This window comes from Duganella sp. 1411 (genome assembly GCF_017833525.1).
Classification (GTDB): Bacteria; Pseudomonadota; Gammaproteobacteria; order Burkholderiales; family Burkholderiaceae_D; genus Rugamonas.
The window spans coordinates 558256-573454 of record NZ_JAFICD010000002.1 but is presented as its reverse complement, the minus strand read 5'-3'; the positions used below and the strand labels follow the sequence as shown (position 1 = coordinate 573454).

Below are 15199 nucleotides of genomic sequence, written 5' to 3'. Positions count from 1 at the left end.
CCTTCGTTTGCGGGGCCGCCGGCGCCGGCCGCGCTGGTTAAGCTGCTTGGACCGCCGCCCGTCGACCCGGCAACCGCGTGGGGCGGATCAGCGCACGGAAAATCACTTTCACACTTGGAGCACACAGATGACCAAAACCGGCGGCACTTCCAGCATCCCGCATCGTTCCATCGACATCCACAATACCGACGTGCTGCCGGACCCGCGCAGCGCCCACACCAGTCCGGCGACATCTCCGCGCGGCGGCAAGGGCGCTTCGTCAAGCGGGGGGCAGGGCGTGTTGTCGAAATTGACGGGCTGGATGACGGGCAATCCCAAACGCGCCGGCGGCGGCAGCCCGAGGGCGAAGGGTAAGTTGCCCGAGACCAGCGGCGGCGGGGGCGGCGGCTCGGCGTCGTCGCCGCGCCGCAGCGAGTCGTCGTCATCGCACCACAGCGAGGCGTCGTCGGAGAGTTTCTACGACGCGCATAGTTCGTTCCGCAGCGACAGTTCGGACTCGTTCGTGACCGCGCCGTCGTCGCCGATCCACAGCCCGCCGCCGTCGCCACGCCACGAAACCCGGCCGCCACCGCCGCCAGCGCCGCTACGGAACGTGGCCGACGTCGCCTCCGGGTTGCGCCATCCGCATCCCATGAAGGAATCGACACAGAAATCGACCTGGTTTGGGCGCCAGCGCGTCACGCCGGGCAAAGGCATGCAGCTGCCGATCTCCGGCGAGGCGCTGGCCAAGGCGCCCGCCTCCCAGCGCGGCACGCCGGGGCAACCGGGGGTGTCCAATCCGTTGGCGAAGGGATTGTTAAACAGCGAACACCACAAGATGCAGAAGACCATGCGCAACGCGGTCACGCAGATCGCCCCCGACGTGCCGAAACCGGCCATGAACGACAGGCCGGCGGAGTCGATGGCTGCGCTGGGCGATCGCGGCGCGATGGAGGCGCACATCGCGCAGATGTTCCCCGCTGGTGGCGTGCACACCAAGCTGTCCGCCGCGCTGGAGCACGACGCCGGGGGCGCCGCTCCCACCAGCTTCCCGTACACCAACCATGTACTGGTGTCCGAGGACCTGGCGGCGGCGTGCGGCGGCGATGCCGCGCGCGCGGAGGCGGCGCTGGATGTACTGTCCTCGGGGCCGGCGATGGAGCAGATGCTGCATGCCCTGGACGCCGGCGCGTTGTCCGGCGCGTCGTTGGACGCGTTGCACACGGCAACCAAGCTGGCGTCGACCCCTGCCGGCTTCAATGCGATGATGACGATGATGCAGCCGCCGCCGGCCGCCGCCCGCCAGCCCGGCCTGCGGCGCCTGTTGACCGCCGCCGGCAAGGTCGCCAGCGAGGGCGCGGCCGCCGGCCTTGCCGATCCGCTGGCCGATTGCGGCAAGCGCGCCGCGCTCAAGGTGGCGGTGACGCCGGCCCGGGCGACGCTGGCCGAAAAGGTGCTGACCATCGAGATGCGCGTGCACAAGGCGGCGCCGCCGGCCGAGGGCGTGAGCCCGTACGCCGCCCTGTCGCCGGCCGAGAAAACCTCGGTGTTCACGTGGAAGCAGGGCTTCCACGACAGCGGCCCGGGCACCACGCTGTCGAAGGCCCAGGGCCGGCTGGCCAAGATGGGCAAGTACGTGGCGCGCGCGGCCAAGCACGAGAAAAACGCCTCGGCGTCCTTCGACCGCGCCCATCCGCTCAAGAACGGCAAGTTCATCAAGGCGCGCGCCAGGATGACCGCCGCCAGCGTGAACCAGGTGTTCGGCAAGAAGAAATCGCCGCTGTCGCCGATGCGCTCGATGGGCGTCAACAACGCCGCCCAGTTGCACCCGGACGACAACATCACCAACCTCGACGCGTACGTCGGCAGCGCGATGGGCGAGCTGCGCGCGAAACTGGCGGAAACGGCGCCGAGGGCTGGCAGCCTGGCCCACACCCTCATGGTCTCCGACCTGGCCGATCCCCGGACCGCGCTGCCGCCGGCGATCGAGCGCGCCGCGCTGATGAAATATCTGCAGGACCCCTCGGCCCAGGCGCAGCCACGGCGTCCGCTGGGCAACGCGTTCGACGCGGACGCGTTGGCGATGATCGCCGCCGGCATCGCCGCCGACCACGGCACGCCGGAGGCCGCCCCGGCCATCGCCGCCAAGCTTTCGCACTGGAACGGCCGCAGCGTGACCTTGCCCGATCTGCGGCAGTGGGGCCGCGATTGCGGCCTGGCCGAAAGCACGCCGACCGCGCATGCCGAAGGGGGCGAGGCGTTGCCGGGCCAGGCGCCGACGCTGACCCAGGAGACCGCGTTCGGCAAGGCGCTGCGCCAGGCGGCCAACGTGGTCGACCCGGCCAGCTTCCGCCCGGCCGCCATGACGGCCGACGGCGCCCACCAGTACGTGCGCACCTTCATCCAGGAGGCGTCGTGGGGCAACGTGGTCACCGCCGGCAGCGGCGGCGCCGTCGGCCTCAACGTGGCGCCGGTGACGATCGGCCTGCGCAAGCTGGCCGGCAAGATCACCGGCCTGTTCAGCGGCGGCGCGGTCCGGGGGGCGGCCGGGCCGATCGCCGACGTGCGCGGCGTGCGCAGCCACAACGCGCAAATCAGCTTCGGCACCAGCCACCACGGCGGCGAACTGTTCCTCGGCACGCAGAAGCAGGGCGCCGGCGCGCTCGGCGGCGGCTTCGGGGCCTCGATCCGCGCCGGCTTCGGCAAGATCCTCAGCGCCGGCGGCGGGGGCTCGGCCACGGTCACGCCGCTGGCCGGCGACAAGGGCTACACGCGGGGCGTGATGGTGCGCACGTCGCGCCCGGAGAACCCGGACGGCAAGACCTTCAACAGCGCGCTGGCGCGCGACGACATGGTGCGCTTCGTCGACTTCATGTTCGGCATGGCCAAGGCCGAGGGCGGCGAACACCAGGCGCCGGATCAAGCGTGGGAAAAAATCGCCAACGAATTTTTCGACAGCGACACGCTGTCGATCGGCTGGCACAACCAGTCGGCCGAAACCTTGCGCCACACGGCCACCGCATCGGCCAATGTGCGCGCGGGCGTGGTGGCGCATGACAAGCCGTTCGAATCGGTGGGCGCCGCCATCACGGGCACCATCAGCACCGACTGGGCCTCGGCCGCCAACAACAAGCGCACCGAGGAGGGCGGCGCCTTCCGCATGGTGCGCAACAACCACATGGAGCGCTTCCAGATCAACGGCCAGGTGAGCGCATCCATCACCAATCCGGCCATCCCCGTCGACAGCGGCGATCCCAGCCATCCGCCGCTGCACATCGTTCCGCCGGACGGCCCGCCGCAGATGATCGCCGACCCCGGCGAGCCGACCTCCGAGGCGCTGAACTTCGCCCCGCCGCTATTGGGCAAGCAGGCCAACTACAGCCTGGTGGACAAGGGCATGAACGTGACCTTCCGCGCCATCATCGAGGATGGCGGCCGCCTGTCGGAGACGTACACGCTGCGCGAGGTCGAGCACCGCGACGCCGGGCACTTCAAGGCCATGCTGCAAGAGCCGAGCCGCCGGGCCCAGTACGAGAAGGTGTTCGAGGCGGTGCACGGCGCCGAGCGGGCCGGGCCCGAACTGGACGCCTTCATCCAGAAGCTCGACAACTGGAAAGGTCCGGGCCAGCACTACTCGATGCGCTCGCGCATCCGCACCGACGTGCGCAAGGGTCTGGACGAGAGCGCGGCGCTGGCCACCACCATCCACCGCCGCAACCCGGACGATCCGCGGCTGGCGCAGATCTCGGCCCACATGATGGCCCAGTTGAACGACGAGCGCTCGTGGGTGCCGATGCAGATCCAGGCGTTCGAGGCGCAGGCCGCCAGCGACGTCGCCGGCCTGAACTTCGGCATCGTGGCGACCTCGAACTTCGCTGTGGCCAGCGACCGTGAGCTGTACGCGACGGCGGCGCCGCCGGACGTGATCCGGGCCTGGGCCGACATGCCACCGGCCGCCCCGGTGCATCCGGAGGGCGCCTGATGGGGCTGCGGCCGGGGGTGGCGCTGGCGCTGGCGGCCGGCTGCGCGCTGGCGCCGGCGGCGCGCGCCGACTGCTTCGACGAGGCGGCCGCCTACCAGCACGTCAACCCGGCGGTGCTGCGGGCGATCGCCTGGCAGGAGTCGCACGGACGGGGCGACGCGCTGCACCGCAACGCCAACGGCTCGCTCGACTACGGCATCATGCAGATCAACTCGATCCACCAGTCGGAGTTGCGGCGCTGGGGCATCGCCGCCGAGCAGTTGATGCAGCCGTGCGTGAGCGTGTACGTGGCGGCCTGGCACCTGCGCAAGATGATGCTCAAGTACGGCAACAACTGGGACGCGGTGGGCGCCTACCACTCCGAGACGCCGGCGCTGCGCGACAGCTACAAGGAGGCCATCCGGCGCATTGTCGCCGCGCATGGCGCGGATAAAGAATGATTTGGACAGGACGCCGCCACAATCTCACAGCGCGCCGCCGATGGCGATCGTGTTCAACACCTGGCGCACCGCCATCGCCCCCGGTTCGGTGTCGAGATACTCTATCGGTGCGACATCTTGGAAAACCAGGTTCGGGGTGCGCAACCAAATCTTCGCCGATTCCTCGTCCTCGAAGACCTCCCGCGCCATAGTCATCAGGTCCGCCAGTCTCCAGATGCGTTTCGAGGCGGCGGCGTCCAACTTAGCGCCGCGCTTGATCAAGGTATGCGCGGTGGTCTCTGGCAGCCGTGCGATGGCGCGGATACGCTGAGTGGATACATTGAAATACAGCGCGGCATCCTTGAGCAGACTTGCCGCGAAGCCTGCGCGAATGGCGTCGATGGCAAGGTTACGGTCTGCCGTCAAGTCTCGCAGGATATCTGAAAATCCATTGCGCGCTGGGTCGCGAGCGGGATCTAACGCAGGGGGAACGCTCGGGCGCGGGCCGAGCGCGGCTCGCTTGGCAGGAATTTTCGATGCCATCTCAGTGCCTCCGTTTGGAAGTCCAGAATATACGAAACGGAGTATGGCGGCAAATGTTCTGCGCTGTGGGAGCCGCTGGCGGGCCGTTGGATGCTAGCGGCAGGTTCTAAATCCCTGCTGCGCTCGTGTAACTCTAGCAAAACACGAGCGCGGCTCCGGAATCGATTGAGGCCTCCGCTGCCTTGATGAGGCGCATGCAGCTGAAGGACTCGACGCCATACTGTTTCCACTTGGGACCGTCAGGTTGAGGGGAATCCGCAGCATCCCAAACTTCATCACTTTCAGGATCAAGGTCGAGCGGAAGTTCCAACCATTCGGCCAGACGCTTGCACTCCTGTAAAAGCTGGACGGACGAACCGATCATTTCGCCGGGAACCCTCAGCTCTTCACTGGGAAAGATGACATCCTTGAAGTCGAGGGGAGCGTAAAAGCCCTCGGCATCGCTGTGCATTAGCAGGTGTTCGAAGCCGGGGGCGAGAAGGTCATAGAAGTCGGCAAGCACTGGATCTTCGGCTGAGCTATCGTCTCCCGGGCCAGGTACTTCTTGCCCAGCGGCGAGATACGCCGCCAATCGCCTTAGATAATGCAGTCCCGAGTATCCCCACATTTGACACGAAAAAATCTCCGAATCGTTGGCGATGTCCGGCTCACTGTGCGGTGGCAGACCAGCCTCCACAAGAGCCGCCGAAAGCGATTCGTAAATTTCCTGTTCTTCAAAACCGCCAACTTGAATGCTGAGTCCCAAAACAATCTCCCCGAGTTCATGCAATTATAGCCCGCCTTACATGCCATTTAACGAGCAGCGATTGGTGGCGGCGATTGGGGTCAGGCGATTGGGGTCAAGTCTAACATTACGACACGGTCTCGTCCTTGAAATAGAAACCGCCGGCGAGGTTGGCGACGTTAGCGATCAGGCCGTGTACGAATGTTAGACTTGACCCCGTAGTTGTCGTCCGTGACGGTTTCGAGGAGGGCTAGGCCGATCGATTAGCGCTCGCCCCTGAGGGTATAGACCGGCTTCTCGGTTTCTCCCTTCTCCGCCATGGTGAGAAGGCGTTGCAGTTCTTTGCGCTCGTTATCGTCCTTTGCGGATAACGCCAGGTTGCGCAGGATGGCGACATGTGCCGTCTGCAGCGCCTGCGCCGCAGGCACGGCGATGTCCGGTTTCACGCCGACGTTTTCCCAGTTGGTCTGGGTGACGAAGTTGATCATGCGCGAGCTCGGGATCGCGATAGCAATGTCCTTCCCTACGCTGTACCAGCTAATGGGATTTGAACCGCCGCCGGTGCTCTCCCCGACCACTGTCCCGCGCTTTTGCGCCTGCATGCCATACGCGAAATCCTCCGCGGCGGAGAACGTGCGCGCCGAGGTCAACACGTACACGGGCTTGTCGTAACGCTGCGCGACGGTCTGTACCATCCAGTACTGCTGCGTCGTATTGTCCGGGCGGTTGTACATGTCCATCAGGTGTCGCTCGTCGCCGAGCGGGAAGAAATGGGTCATTAGATAGGCAACGGTGACCGGGCTTCCGCCACCGTTGCGGCGCAGGTCGAGGATCAACGCATCCGTCCCGGCCATGAGCTGCATCGCCGACGTATACGCCTGGCTGACGAACTCGGGTGCTTCAAAGGAGCGCAGTTCAATGTAGCCGACGTTGCCGGGCAGGCGTTCGATTTTCTGGATCTCATAACCGCGCCGTGCGATCCGGTCGCGCCGTGCTTCCGTCCTGGCGCGCCGTGCTTCCGTCGCGGCGGGGCTGGGCACCTCAGGGGTACTGCTGAGTTCACTAAAACCTTCGGAAACCGTGGTGCCGAAATGTTTGTCGCCGCTGAATTCGCGCAAGTCCTTCGCAAATGCCTCACTGAGCGCTTGCGCGCTGGTGGCCGACGCATAGCCCCCCTTGGCATGTTTGCTTGAGATGGCGCGGCCGACCCGTTCGGCGACGGCGGGCTCGATGTAATTCGCGTTAATTGTCGCGACCAACGCCTTCACGATCGCCGCGCGATCGGACTCGGTCAGCGGGGCGACCTCGGCCGCGAAGGCGGGAATCGACAACAGCATACTCAACATCAAGCCTGCAACAAACTTCTTTCTACGCAACATACATTCCCTCCTGGTTGGACTACGAATCTGATCTGGCTTCGAGCTGTTGCAGTGCCGCCGCCAGGGCAGGCATATAGGTGCGGCTGGCGCGCAGCACACTGCCGTCGCGCAAGCGCAGCAGTGCGTCGCGGTTGGTGAGTGAGCGCAGTTCGGCGATCATGTCCAGCCGCACGATGGACGAGCGGTGCACGCGGTGGAACTGGCCCGGATCAAGCTGCATGGCCAGGTTGTGCAGGCGTTCGCGCACCAGCCAGGTTTTGCCTTTGGCATGCAGGGTGGCATAGTCACCGTCGGCCTCGATGCGTTCAACCTCCGTCACCGGCACCAGCACCGTGCGCGCTCCGACACGCACGCTGAAACTGCGTACCGCCGGCGCTGTGCTGGCCGCCGGTGCCGCGGCACGGCCTGGGCCGCGGTAAGGGAAAGCCTGCTGTGCACGATCAAGAGCTTCGTCGAATCGTTCGTCATCGACGGGCTTGAGCAGGTAATCGAGGGCGGCCAATTCAAATGCTTGCAGGGCGAATTTGTCGTAGGCGGTGAGCAGGATGGCCATCGGCCGCTGCGCCGGCGGCAGTGCGGCAAGCACTTCGAGGCCGGACTTGCCCGGCATTTCGACGTCGACGAACACCAGGTCGGGCTGCAGCGTCACGATACCCTCGTAAGCGCTGGCGCCATCACTGAATTCGCCCACCAGCTCGAAGGCGCCGCGCTGCGCCAGCCTGACTTTGACCGCTAGCCTGGCCAGCGGCTCGTCGTCGATGATGACGACGCGGATCTTCATGCTGCCGGCTCCATCGCGCGAAGTGGCATCGAGATACGCACCTGGAAGCGGTTATCCATACGCCAGCCCGCATCCACATGCTGATCCTTGCCATACAGATGGCGCAGTCGTTCCCTGACGTTGGCCAGGCCGATGCCGCTTGCCTCGTGCGCCCGCTGCTGGCCGTCGTTGCGCACGTCGATGAGAAGGCGCTCCCCGGCGCGCTCGACAAGAATGTCGAGCCGTCCCGGCGCTGACAGCGGTGCGATGCCATGGCGAATCGCATTCTCAACTAGGGGCTGCAGCACGAGGTAGGGCACGACGCTGTCCAGCAGGTCCGGGCCGGCCTTCATCGTCAGGCGCAGTCGCCCTCCAAGGCGTGCCTTTTCGGTCGCGAGATAGGCGTCGAGCAAAGCCAATTCATCGGCGAGCGAATGTTCGTGGCTGCCGTCGTGAGCCAAGGTGGCGCGCAGGAAGTCGGACAGGCAGCCAAGCATGCGGTTGGCTTCACGGTTGGACTGGGCCGACACCAGCGCGGAAATTGCGTTCAGGGAGTTGAACAGGAAGTGCGGATTCACTTGCAGACGCAGCGCGCGCAACTCGGCATCGCGTGCCGCGCTTTGCGCCTGGGCGAGATGCAAGCGAAGCTGTTGCAGCGACAGGTAATAGCCCGCCACCGCATGCACCGCGCAGAACGCGATGAGCGCCAGCCAACAGCCATCGAGCCCCCGCAGAAGTCGATCCCAGTGGTAGGCCGTTTCCAGCCCGAGCGAGATCTCAAGGCGCTGCCCCAGCACCGCGTTCAGGACCGACATCGCATAGCTGCTTGCCAGCATCACCAGGGCCATCCTCATCCAAGGCCATTCGCGGCGCCACATCGCCCTCTGCAGCAGCGTCAGCGGGATCAGCCACGCCAGGCAGGCGACGAAGAAGAGTATGCGAAAGGCGGGGATGTACCCATGTCCGTAGGAAGGCAGGCCGAGGATGACCGTGCAGGCGCAAAAGGGGAGCGCGGCCAGCACGGGAACGAGCAAAGGGGTTTCGACTTTCACGCGAGGTTTCCAGAAATGCAATTATGCAATTCTATCGCTTCAAGCGCCCATCGAATAGAAAGTAATACACGCATGGAATGTCCAGGGGTACGGAAGCCTTCACCTTAGGCGATGGCCTGGCGGCGGTCGAGTCAATTGCGGCGACCCGTGCATATCTTGCGGCCAATCGGTCGGAGCTTGGGGTAGTGGACTGGTGAGCAGACAGCGGAATCGATCGGCCTGTAAGATGGGGGCATTACCAACGCCCGTCTACGCGGCCACATTATCGAGAAAATATGCTACGTCTAATCATGGTACTTACCGTCCTTTCCTTATGCCCGCCTTCAGCCCGGGCTGCGGACGCATGGTGCGGTCCGCATCCCGAAGAAGTATTGCGCTTCAAATGGCTGCCAAAGGGTGGCGTCGAATCGCAAGCGGGCAGTGTGCAAATTGAAGACATCAAAAACGGCAAGATCATCCAGGTACTCGACAATGTGGAAAATTACCGGGCCGACAGCGAGTCGCTGACTTCCCGCGATTTCGATAACGACGGTTGTGGCGACCTGGTTGTCACCAGCGCCGTGGCGGCGATCGGCAATGAAACCAGCTCCGTCTTCCTGTACGACCGCACGCGCCGGCGCTTCGTCTTTAACAAGCAGCTATCGGACATCGGAGGAATCGATATCGATCCCCGCAACCCCAATTGCGTGACCGGTTCCTGGAAGGGCGGCGCCGACGATATGTACGCAGCGACCCATTGCTGGCGGAAGGGCAAACTCGTGCTGCAAAATGAATATTCTCAAACGACGCGGCTGGACGAGGAAGGCAATGTCGCTTGCTATGAAAAGATCGAAACGACCTACGTGCGCGGCCAAAAAAAGATCCGCAAACGCTGCACGAAGGATAGCGATTGACCATAACCGCATCGGTTACATACGATCCTTCGACACATTCAGCATCGCGACAGTCTGCTGTTGCGATCGACAGCGGATTGCGCGGCGGTAGCGCTCAAGGCCGTTGCGCGCGGTAGCTGTGCGCCAGCGCCAACGCCAGCGCCGCCGACGCCGCGCGCGCCGGCGCGGCGTCGGCGCGGTCGGTCAGCGCGATCGGCACGGCCGCGCCCACCACCACGCCGCAGGCGGCGGCGCCGGCCATGTAGCGCAGCTGCCTGGCCAGCAGGTCGCCGCTTTCGAGGTCGGGCGCGATCAGGATGTCGGCCTGGCCCGCCACCGGCGAGACGATGCCGTCGGCGCGCGCGGCGGCCGGCGAGATGGCGCTGTCGAAGCCGAGCGGGCCGTCCAGCAGCGCGCCGTCGATCTGGCCGCGGTCGGCCATCTTGCACAGCGCGGCGGCGTCGATGGTCGAGGCGATCCCCGGGTTGACCGTCTCCTGCGCCGACAGCAGCGCCACCCGCGGCCGCGCCTCGCCCAGCGCGTGCGCGACGGCGATGGCGTTGTGCACGATGTCGACCTTGTCGGCCAGCGTCGGCTGGATGTGCAGCACGCCGTCGGACACCAGCAGCGCCTTGCCGTACGTGGGCACCTCGAGCCGCAACACGTGCGACAGCCGGCGCTTGGTGCGCAGCCCGGGCACGGCCAGCACGGCGTCGATCAGCTCGGCGCTGCGCAGGCTGCCCCGCATCAGCATTTCCACCGCGCCGTCGGTCGCCAGCGCGGCGGCGCGCGCGGCCGCCGCGTGGCTGTGCGGCTCGTCGACGAGGTCGGCGCCGTCCAGCGACAGGCCTTCCTCGGCCGCGAGCGCGCGCAGGCGCGCCGCCGGCCCCACCAGCAGCGGCGTGATCCATCCCAGGCGCGCCGCCTCCAGCGCGCCGCGCAGCGATGCAATGTCGCACGGATGGACCACCGCGCAGCGCACCGGCGCCAGCGTGCGCACCTGCTGGCGCAGGCCCGCGTACGGGTCGGCCGGCGGCGCCAAGCAGAACGCCGGCAGGTGCGCGCGCGGCCGCCGCACTTTTTCGCTCGGCGCGATCACCGTCGCCACCCCGGTCAGCACCAGCGCGCCGGTCTGGTTCTTGATGTCGCAATTGAGCATCACGTGTTTTTTTGCGGTCTCCTTGGCGCCGACGGTGGCCGTCACGCGCAGCTCGTCGCCGATGCGCACCGGCTTGAGAAACTGCAGCGTCTGCGCCAGGTAGATCGTGCCGGGGCCGGGCAGCACGGTGCCGAGCAGGCGCGAGATCAGCGCCGCGCCCCACATGCCGTGCGCGACGACGCCCTTGAACAGCGTGTCGCGCGCGTAGTCGGCGTCGACGTGGGCCGGGTTGACGTCGCCGGACACGGCGGCGAAGGCGGCGATGTCCTCCTGCGACAAGGTGCGGCTCAGGCGCGCGCTCTGGCCCACGCGCAACTCGTCGAAGGTGACGTTTTCGATGAACTCTTCGGTGTCGTCGGTGTCATTCATACAGGTGTCCGGCGGTGGGGCGCGGGCCCCGATCCGCTGCAGTCTAGGCGCGGCCAACCGGGAATACTTTGATGTGGATCAATCCCGCGCCGGGCCCCCGCTCGGCATAATTGCAGTTGAACCCATGGGAGAGGTGCGTGAATATTTTACCGATGCGTGTCAAGCCGGCGTCCGAGGTGGTGCACGAACCGCCGGCGCCGGAGCCGGGCAATGAGTTGGACCTGTTCGTGCAGGCGCGCATGGCGCGCCTGACCGGCGGCGTGTCGCCGATCGCGCTGACGCTGGCGTTCCAGGATTGGCTGATGCACCTGGCCAGTGCGCCCGGCAAATGCGCCGACCTGGCGCTGCGCTGGCTGGGCGCGCTGTCGCCGTTCGCCGAACCGGTGGCGCCCGGCGCCGACGACCGCCGCTTCGCCCAGCCGGCGTGGGAACAGTGGCCGTTCAACCAGTATGTGCAGGGCTTCCTGCGCTGCCAGCAGTTCTGGTGCGACGCCACCAGCGGCGTGCGCGGCGTGGCGCCGCACCACGCCGACGTGGTGCGCTTCACCGCGCGCCAGCTGCTCGACATGTGGTCGCCGTCCAACTTCGTCGCCACCAATCCCGAGGTGCTGCGCGCCGCGCTCGACAGCGGCGGCCGCAGTTTGGCCGACGGCGCGGTCAACTGGCGACAGGACCTGTGCCGGCACTTGGCGCCGCCGTCGATGGCGGTGCCGGAGCCGTCCGGCCCGCAGTACCGGCCCGGCGTCGACGTCGCCGTCACGCCCGGCGACGTGGTGTTCCGCAACGAGTTGATCGAGCTGATCCAGTACGCGCCGCAGACCGCCACCGTCTACCGCGAGCCGCTGCTGATCGTGCCGTCGTGGATCATGAAGTACTACATCCTCGACCTGTCGCCGCGTAACTCGATGGTGGGCCACCTGGTCGGGCAGGGCCATACGGTGTTCATGATCTCGTGGCGCAATCCCGGCCCCGAGCACCGCGCGCTGGGCATGCACGATTATCTCGACCTGGGCCTGTTCGCCGCGCTCGACGAGGTGCGCCGGCGCGCCGGCGGGGTGCCGGTGCACGGCGTCGGCTACTGCCTCGGCGGCACCTTGCTGGCGATCGGCGCGGCCGCGCTGGCCAACGGCGACGCCGGCCGCCAGGGCGCGCTGGCGTCGCTGACCTTGCTCGCGGCGCAGACCGATTTCAGCGAGCCGGGCGAGCTGGGTTTGTTCATCGACGACAGCGAGCTGGCCTTCCTCGACGCGCTGATGTGGGAGCAGGGCTATCTGGACGGGGACCAGATGGCGGCGTCGTTCCAGTTGCTGCACGCGCGCGACCTGGTCTGGTCGCGCATGATGCGCGAATACCTGCTGGGCGCGCGCACCGCCTCGAACGACCTGATGGCGTGGAACGCCGACAGCACCCGGCTGCCGTTCCGCATGCACAGCGAGTACCTGCACCAGCTGTTCCTGCGCAACGACCTGGCCGAGGGCCGCTACCACGTCGACGGCCGGCCGGTGGTGCTGGACGACGTGACGGTGCCGGTGTACGCGCTGGCGACCGAACGCGACCACGTCTCGCCGTGGCGCTCGGTGTACAAGATCCATTTGCTGTGCGACGCGCCGATCGATTTCGTGCTGGCCTCGGGCGGGCACAACGCCGGCATCGTGTCCGAGCCGGGCCATCCGCGCCGCAGCTACCGGGTGCGCCCGCCGCTGGCGCCGGGCAATGGTTACCGCGGTCCCGACGCCTGGCGCGACGAGGCCGAACTGGTGGAGGGGTCGTGGTGGCCGCACTGGCAGCGCTGGCTGGCGGCCCGTTCGAGCAGCGCGCGGGTGGCGCCGCCGGCGGCCGGGCGCGCACTGGAGCCGGCGCCGGGGCGCTACGTGCTGGAAAAGTAAAAAGGCCGATGCGACTGGCGTCGGCATCGGCCCCGGTGCGCCCCGGAGGGCGGCGTGCAACTTAGTTCGGGCTGGCCTGCTCGTCGGGGAAGGCGTTGGTCGCCTTCGAACCCCACATCGCGTAGAACAGCACATACATTTCGCACAGCGCGGTCAGCAGGAAGGACATTTGCAGGCCGTAGATGTCGGCCAGCCAGCCTTGCACCACCACCAGCGCGCCGCCGGCGATGGCCATGATCAGCAGGCCTGCGCCTTCCTCGGTCAGCGGGCCGAGGCCCTTGATGCCGAGCGTGAAGATGGTCGGGAACATCACCGAGTGGAACAGGCCGACCGAGATCAGCGCCCACATGGCGACGTGGCCGGTGGTGAAGGTGGCCACCAGCATGACGATGGCGGCGCCGATGCTGGCGCCGGCCAGCACGCGCTCGGCCGAGACGGTGCGCATCAGCGCGCTGCCGATGAAGCGGCCGACCATCATGCCGCCCCACAGCACGAACAGATAGTGCGACGCCGTTTCGTGGTTCACGTTGCCGATCTCCGGCTGCGAGACGAAGTTGATGAACAGGTTGGCCACGCCGATCTCGGCGATCAGGTAGATGAAGATCGCCGGGATGCCGAACACCAGGTTGCGGTGGCGCCACAGCGAGTGCTGGGTGCGCTGTTCTTTCGAGACGCGGCTGGTGCCCGACGATTTCATTTCCGGCAGCGGGAAGCGGGCGATGACGACCGCCAGCACCACCAGCACGGCGGCGACGATCAGGTACGGCAGCTGCACCGCCTGTGCGTCGGCCAGGCGTTCGGCCTGGGTCAGCACGTGGCCGGCTTCGAGCGTGCCCGAGTTGGAGCGGCCCAGGATCAGGTAACCGCCGAACAGTGGCGCGAACGTGGTGCCGAGCGAGTTGAACGCCTGCACCAGGTTCAGGCGCGACGAAGCGGTCTGCGGCGAACCGACCACGGCGACGTAGGGATTGGCGGCCACTTGCAGCAGGGCGATGCCGCAGGCGATGACGAACAGCGCGAACAAGGTGACCGGATACGACGGCAGGCGCGCGGCCGGGATCATCATCAGCGAGCCGGCGGCCATGATGGCGAGGCCGACGACCATCGATTTCTTGTAGCCGATGCGCTCGATCAGGCGCGCGGACGGGATCGAGGCGACGAAGTAGGCGATGAACCAGACCGATTCGATCAGCGTGGTCTGTGTGTAATTCAGGTCGAAGACGCTTCTGAGGTGCGGCAATAGCGTGTTGTTAATTACCGTGATAAAACCCCAGGTAAAGAACAAGCTAGCCAGCAGCGACATCGTCGCACGGTAGCTGACAACGGGAGACGAGGTCGTCTCCATAGTGCGAGCAGATGAAATGGGCGCTGCCATGAATCTTTCCTTTCCAACAAGCGGGACGATTATGGTAGAGCCAAACCGCCTATCTTGCCAATGAATAAACGCTAACGTGCTATATCGTTTTCGATATGGCAGATATCACCAACTCGTAGTATGGGTAAAAACACCTGGCTCAGGCCTGCACCTTGTGGTCTTCGGACTGGGCTTTTTCCATGGCCTCGGGCTCGAGTTCCTCGGCCGAACGGTTGAGGTGGACGAACACGCCCCAGGCCGCCAGCAGCACGCCGACGCTGGCCACCAGCGCGGCCACGTACACCAGGCCTTGCAGGTCGTCATGCACGGCGTGGAAGGTTGCCACCAGGCCCTCGATGGCCAGCGCCACCACCACCACCACGAAAAACCGCGACAGGAAGCGCCGCACCCGGGTCGGCGCGCTGATGTCGGCGTCGCGCACCACTTCTTCCTCGATGATGGTCTCGGCGATCTGCAGCGCCACCACGGCGGCGGCCAGGATGCCGATCGCCTCGATCGCCTGCTGGGCGGCGGCCAGGCCGAGCTCGCCGGTGGCGGCGTCCCAGCCGATGCGCGCGCTGATGACGATGAGAAACAGCGCGCCGGCCGTGAACAGCAGCGCGATCAGCGCGTGGACGGCGCCAAATGCCAGCAGGAGCTTTTTCATGGGGTGCATCCTTACGATCGATAATTGCCAGATTGTAAGGTGATAGTGCCGGCC

General features: G+C 66.3%; 12 protein-coding genes. 4 read left to right on the top strand and 8 right to left on the bottom strand.

From position 1 onward, the window contains the following. Positions 1–127 precede the first annotated feature (127 nt). Positions 128–3961, top strand: a complete 3834-nt coding sequence (locus JOD97_RS14115; RefSeq protein WP_209718690.1) for a hypothetical protein — start codon at positions 128–130, stop codon at positions 3959–3961. Continuing rightward, positions 3961–4401 (top strand): lytic transglycosylase domain-containing protein, encoded by a 441-nt coding sequence (locus JOD97_RS14110; protein ID WP_209718687.1) that lies wholly within the window; start codon positions 3961–3963, stop codon positions 4399–4401. Before JOD97_RS14115 ends, JOD97_RS14110 begins: the two co-directional genes overlap by 1 nt. Positions 4402–4425: 24 nt before the next feature. Here JOD97_RS14110 and JOD97_RS14105 read toward each other — a convergent pair whose 3' ends face one another. The 5 genes from JOD97_RS14105 to JOD97_RS14085 all read right to left on the bottom strand — a co-directional run bounded on the left by JOD97_RS14105 (position 4426) and on the right by JOD97_RS14085 (position 8838). After that, positions 4426–4923, bottom strand: coding sequence for an antitoxin Xre/MbcA/ParS toxin-binding domain-containing protein (locus JOD97_RS14105; protein WP_209718685.1), 498 nt, complete (start codon positions 4921–4923; stop codon positions 4426–4428). Positions 4924–5056: 133 nt separating this feature from the next. Then, a complete protein-coding gene (locus tag JOD97_RS14100; protein ID WP_209718682.1) occupies positions 5057–5692 on the bottom strand; it encodes a hypothetical protein in 636 nt (211 codons plus the stop codon). A gap of 218 nt (positions 5693–5910) precedes the next feature. Next, positions 5911–7026 (bottom strand): S41 family peptidase, encoded by a 1116-nt coding sequence (locus JOD97_RS14095; RefSeq protein ID WP_209718679.1) that lies wholly within the window; start codon positions 7024–7026, stop codon positions 5911–5913. A gap of 19 nt (positions 7027–7045) precedes the next feature. Then, positions 7046–7807, bottom strand: coding sequence for a LytTR family DNA-binding domain-containing protein (locus JOD97_RS14090; protein ID WP_209718676.1), 762 nt, complete (start codon positions 7805–7807; stop codon positions 7046–7048). Then, entirely contained in the window at positions 7804–8838 is a 1035-nt protein-coding gene (locus JOD97_RS14085; protein ID WP_373999854.1) for a sensor histidine kinase, read from the bottom strand. Before JOD97_RS14085 ends, JOD97_RS14090 begins: the two co-directional genes overlap by 4 nt. Before the next feature lie 275 nt (positions 8839–9113). Between JOD97_RS14085 and JOD97_RS14080 the strand changes: the two genes are divergently transcribed. Next, positions 9114–9731, top strand: a complete 618-nt coding sequence (locus JOD97_RS14080) for a hypothetical protein (RefSeq protein WP_209718673.1) — start codon at positions 9114–9116, stop codon at positions 9729–9731. A 94-nt stretch (positions 9732–9825) separates the two neighbouring features. Here JOD97_RS14080 and JOD97_RS14075 read toward each other — a convergent pair whose 3' ends face one another. After that, positions 9826–11238 carry a bifunctional enoyl-CoA hydratase/phosphate acetyltransferase gene (locus JOD97_RS14075; RefSeq protein WP_209718668.1) on the bottom strand — a complete coding sequence of 471 codons (1413 nt, stop codon included), beginning with the start codon at positions 11236–11238 and terminating at the stop codon, positions 9826–9828. Positions 11239–11390: 152 nt separating this feature from the next. On the opposite strand from JOD97_RS14075, the gene JOD97_RS14070 reads away from it, so the two are divergent. Beyond that, complete coding sequence (locus tag JOD97_RS14070; RefSeq protein ID WP_209720398.1) at positions 11391–13124, top strand: alpha/beta hydrolase; 1734 nt, start codon at positions 11391–11393, stop codon at positions 13122–13124. A gap of 61 nt (positions 13125–13185) precedes the next feature. Here JOD97_RS14070 and JOD97_RS14065 read toward each other — a convergent pair whose 3' ends face one another. Further along, complete coding sequence (locus JOD97_RS14065; protein ID WP_209720395.1) at positions 13186–14427, bottom strand: sugar MFS transporter; 1242 nt, start codon at positions 14425–14427, stop codon at positions 13186–13188. A 211-nt stretch (positions 14428–14638) separates the two neighbouring features. Continuing rightward, entirely contained in the window at positions 14639–15145 is a 507-nt protein-coding gene (locus tag JOD97_RS14060) for a hypothetical protein (protein WP_209718665.1), read from the bottom strand. Between the last annotated feature and the right edge of the window lie 54 nt (positions 15146–15199).

Bases quoted from the DNA above. Each gene is read 5' to 3' on its own strand.
- JOD97_RS14075 (WP_209718668.1), bottom strand. From the start codon at position 11,238: ATGAATGACACCGACGACACCGAAGAGTTCATCGAAAACGTCACCTTC.
- JOD97_RS14110 (WP_209718687.1), top strand. From the start codon at position 3,961: ATGGGGCTGCGGCCGGGGGTGGCGCTGGCGCTGGCGGCCGGCTGCGCG.
- JOD97_RS14095 (WP_209718679.1), bottom strand. From the start codon at position 7,026: ATGTTGCGTAGAAAGAAGTTTGTTGCAGGCTTGATGTTGAGTATGCTG.
- JOD97_RS14090 (WP_209718676.1), bottom strand. From the start codon at position 7,807: ATGAAGATCCGCGTCGTCATCATCGACGACGAGCCGCTGGCCAGGCTA.
- JOD97_RS14105 (WP_209718685.1), bottom strand. From the start codon at position 4,923: ATGGCATCGAAAATTCCTGCCAAGCGAGCCGCGCTCGGCCCGCGCCCG.
- JOD97_RS14070 (WP_209720398.1), top strand. From the start codon at position 11,391: ATGCGTGTCAAGCCGGCGTCCGAGGTGGTGCACGAACCGCCGGCGCCG.
- JOD97_RS14080 (WP_209718673.1), top strand. From the start codon at position 9,114: ATGCTACGTCTAATCATGGTACTTACCGTCCTTTCCTTATGCCCGCCT.
- JOD97_RS14065 (WP_209720395.1), bottom strand. From the start codon at position 14,427: ATGTCGCTGCTGGCTAGCTTGTTCTTTACCTGGGGTTTTATCACGGTA.
- JOD97_RS14115 (WP_209718690.1), top strand. From the start codon at position 128: ATGACCAAAACCGGCGGCACTTCCAGCATCCCGCATCGTTCCATCGAC.
- JOD97_RS14060 (WP_209718665.1), bottom strand. From the start codon at position 15,145: ATGAAAAAGCTCCTGCTGGCATTTGGCGCCGTCCACGCGCTGATCGCG.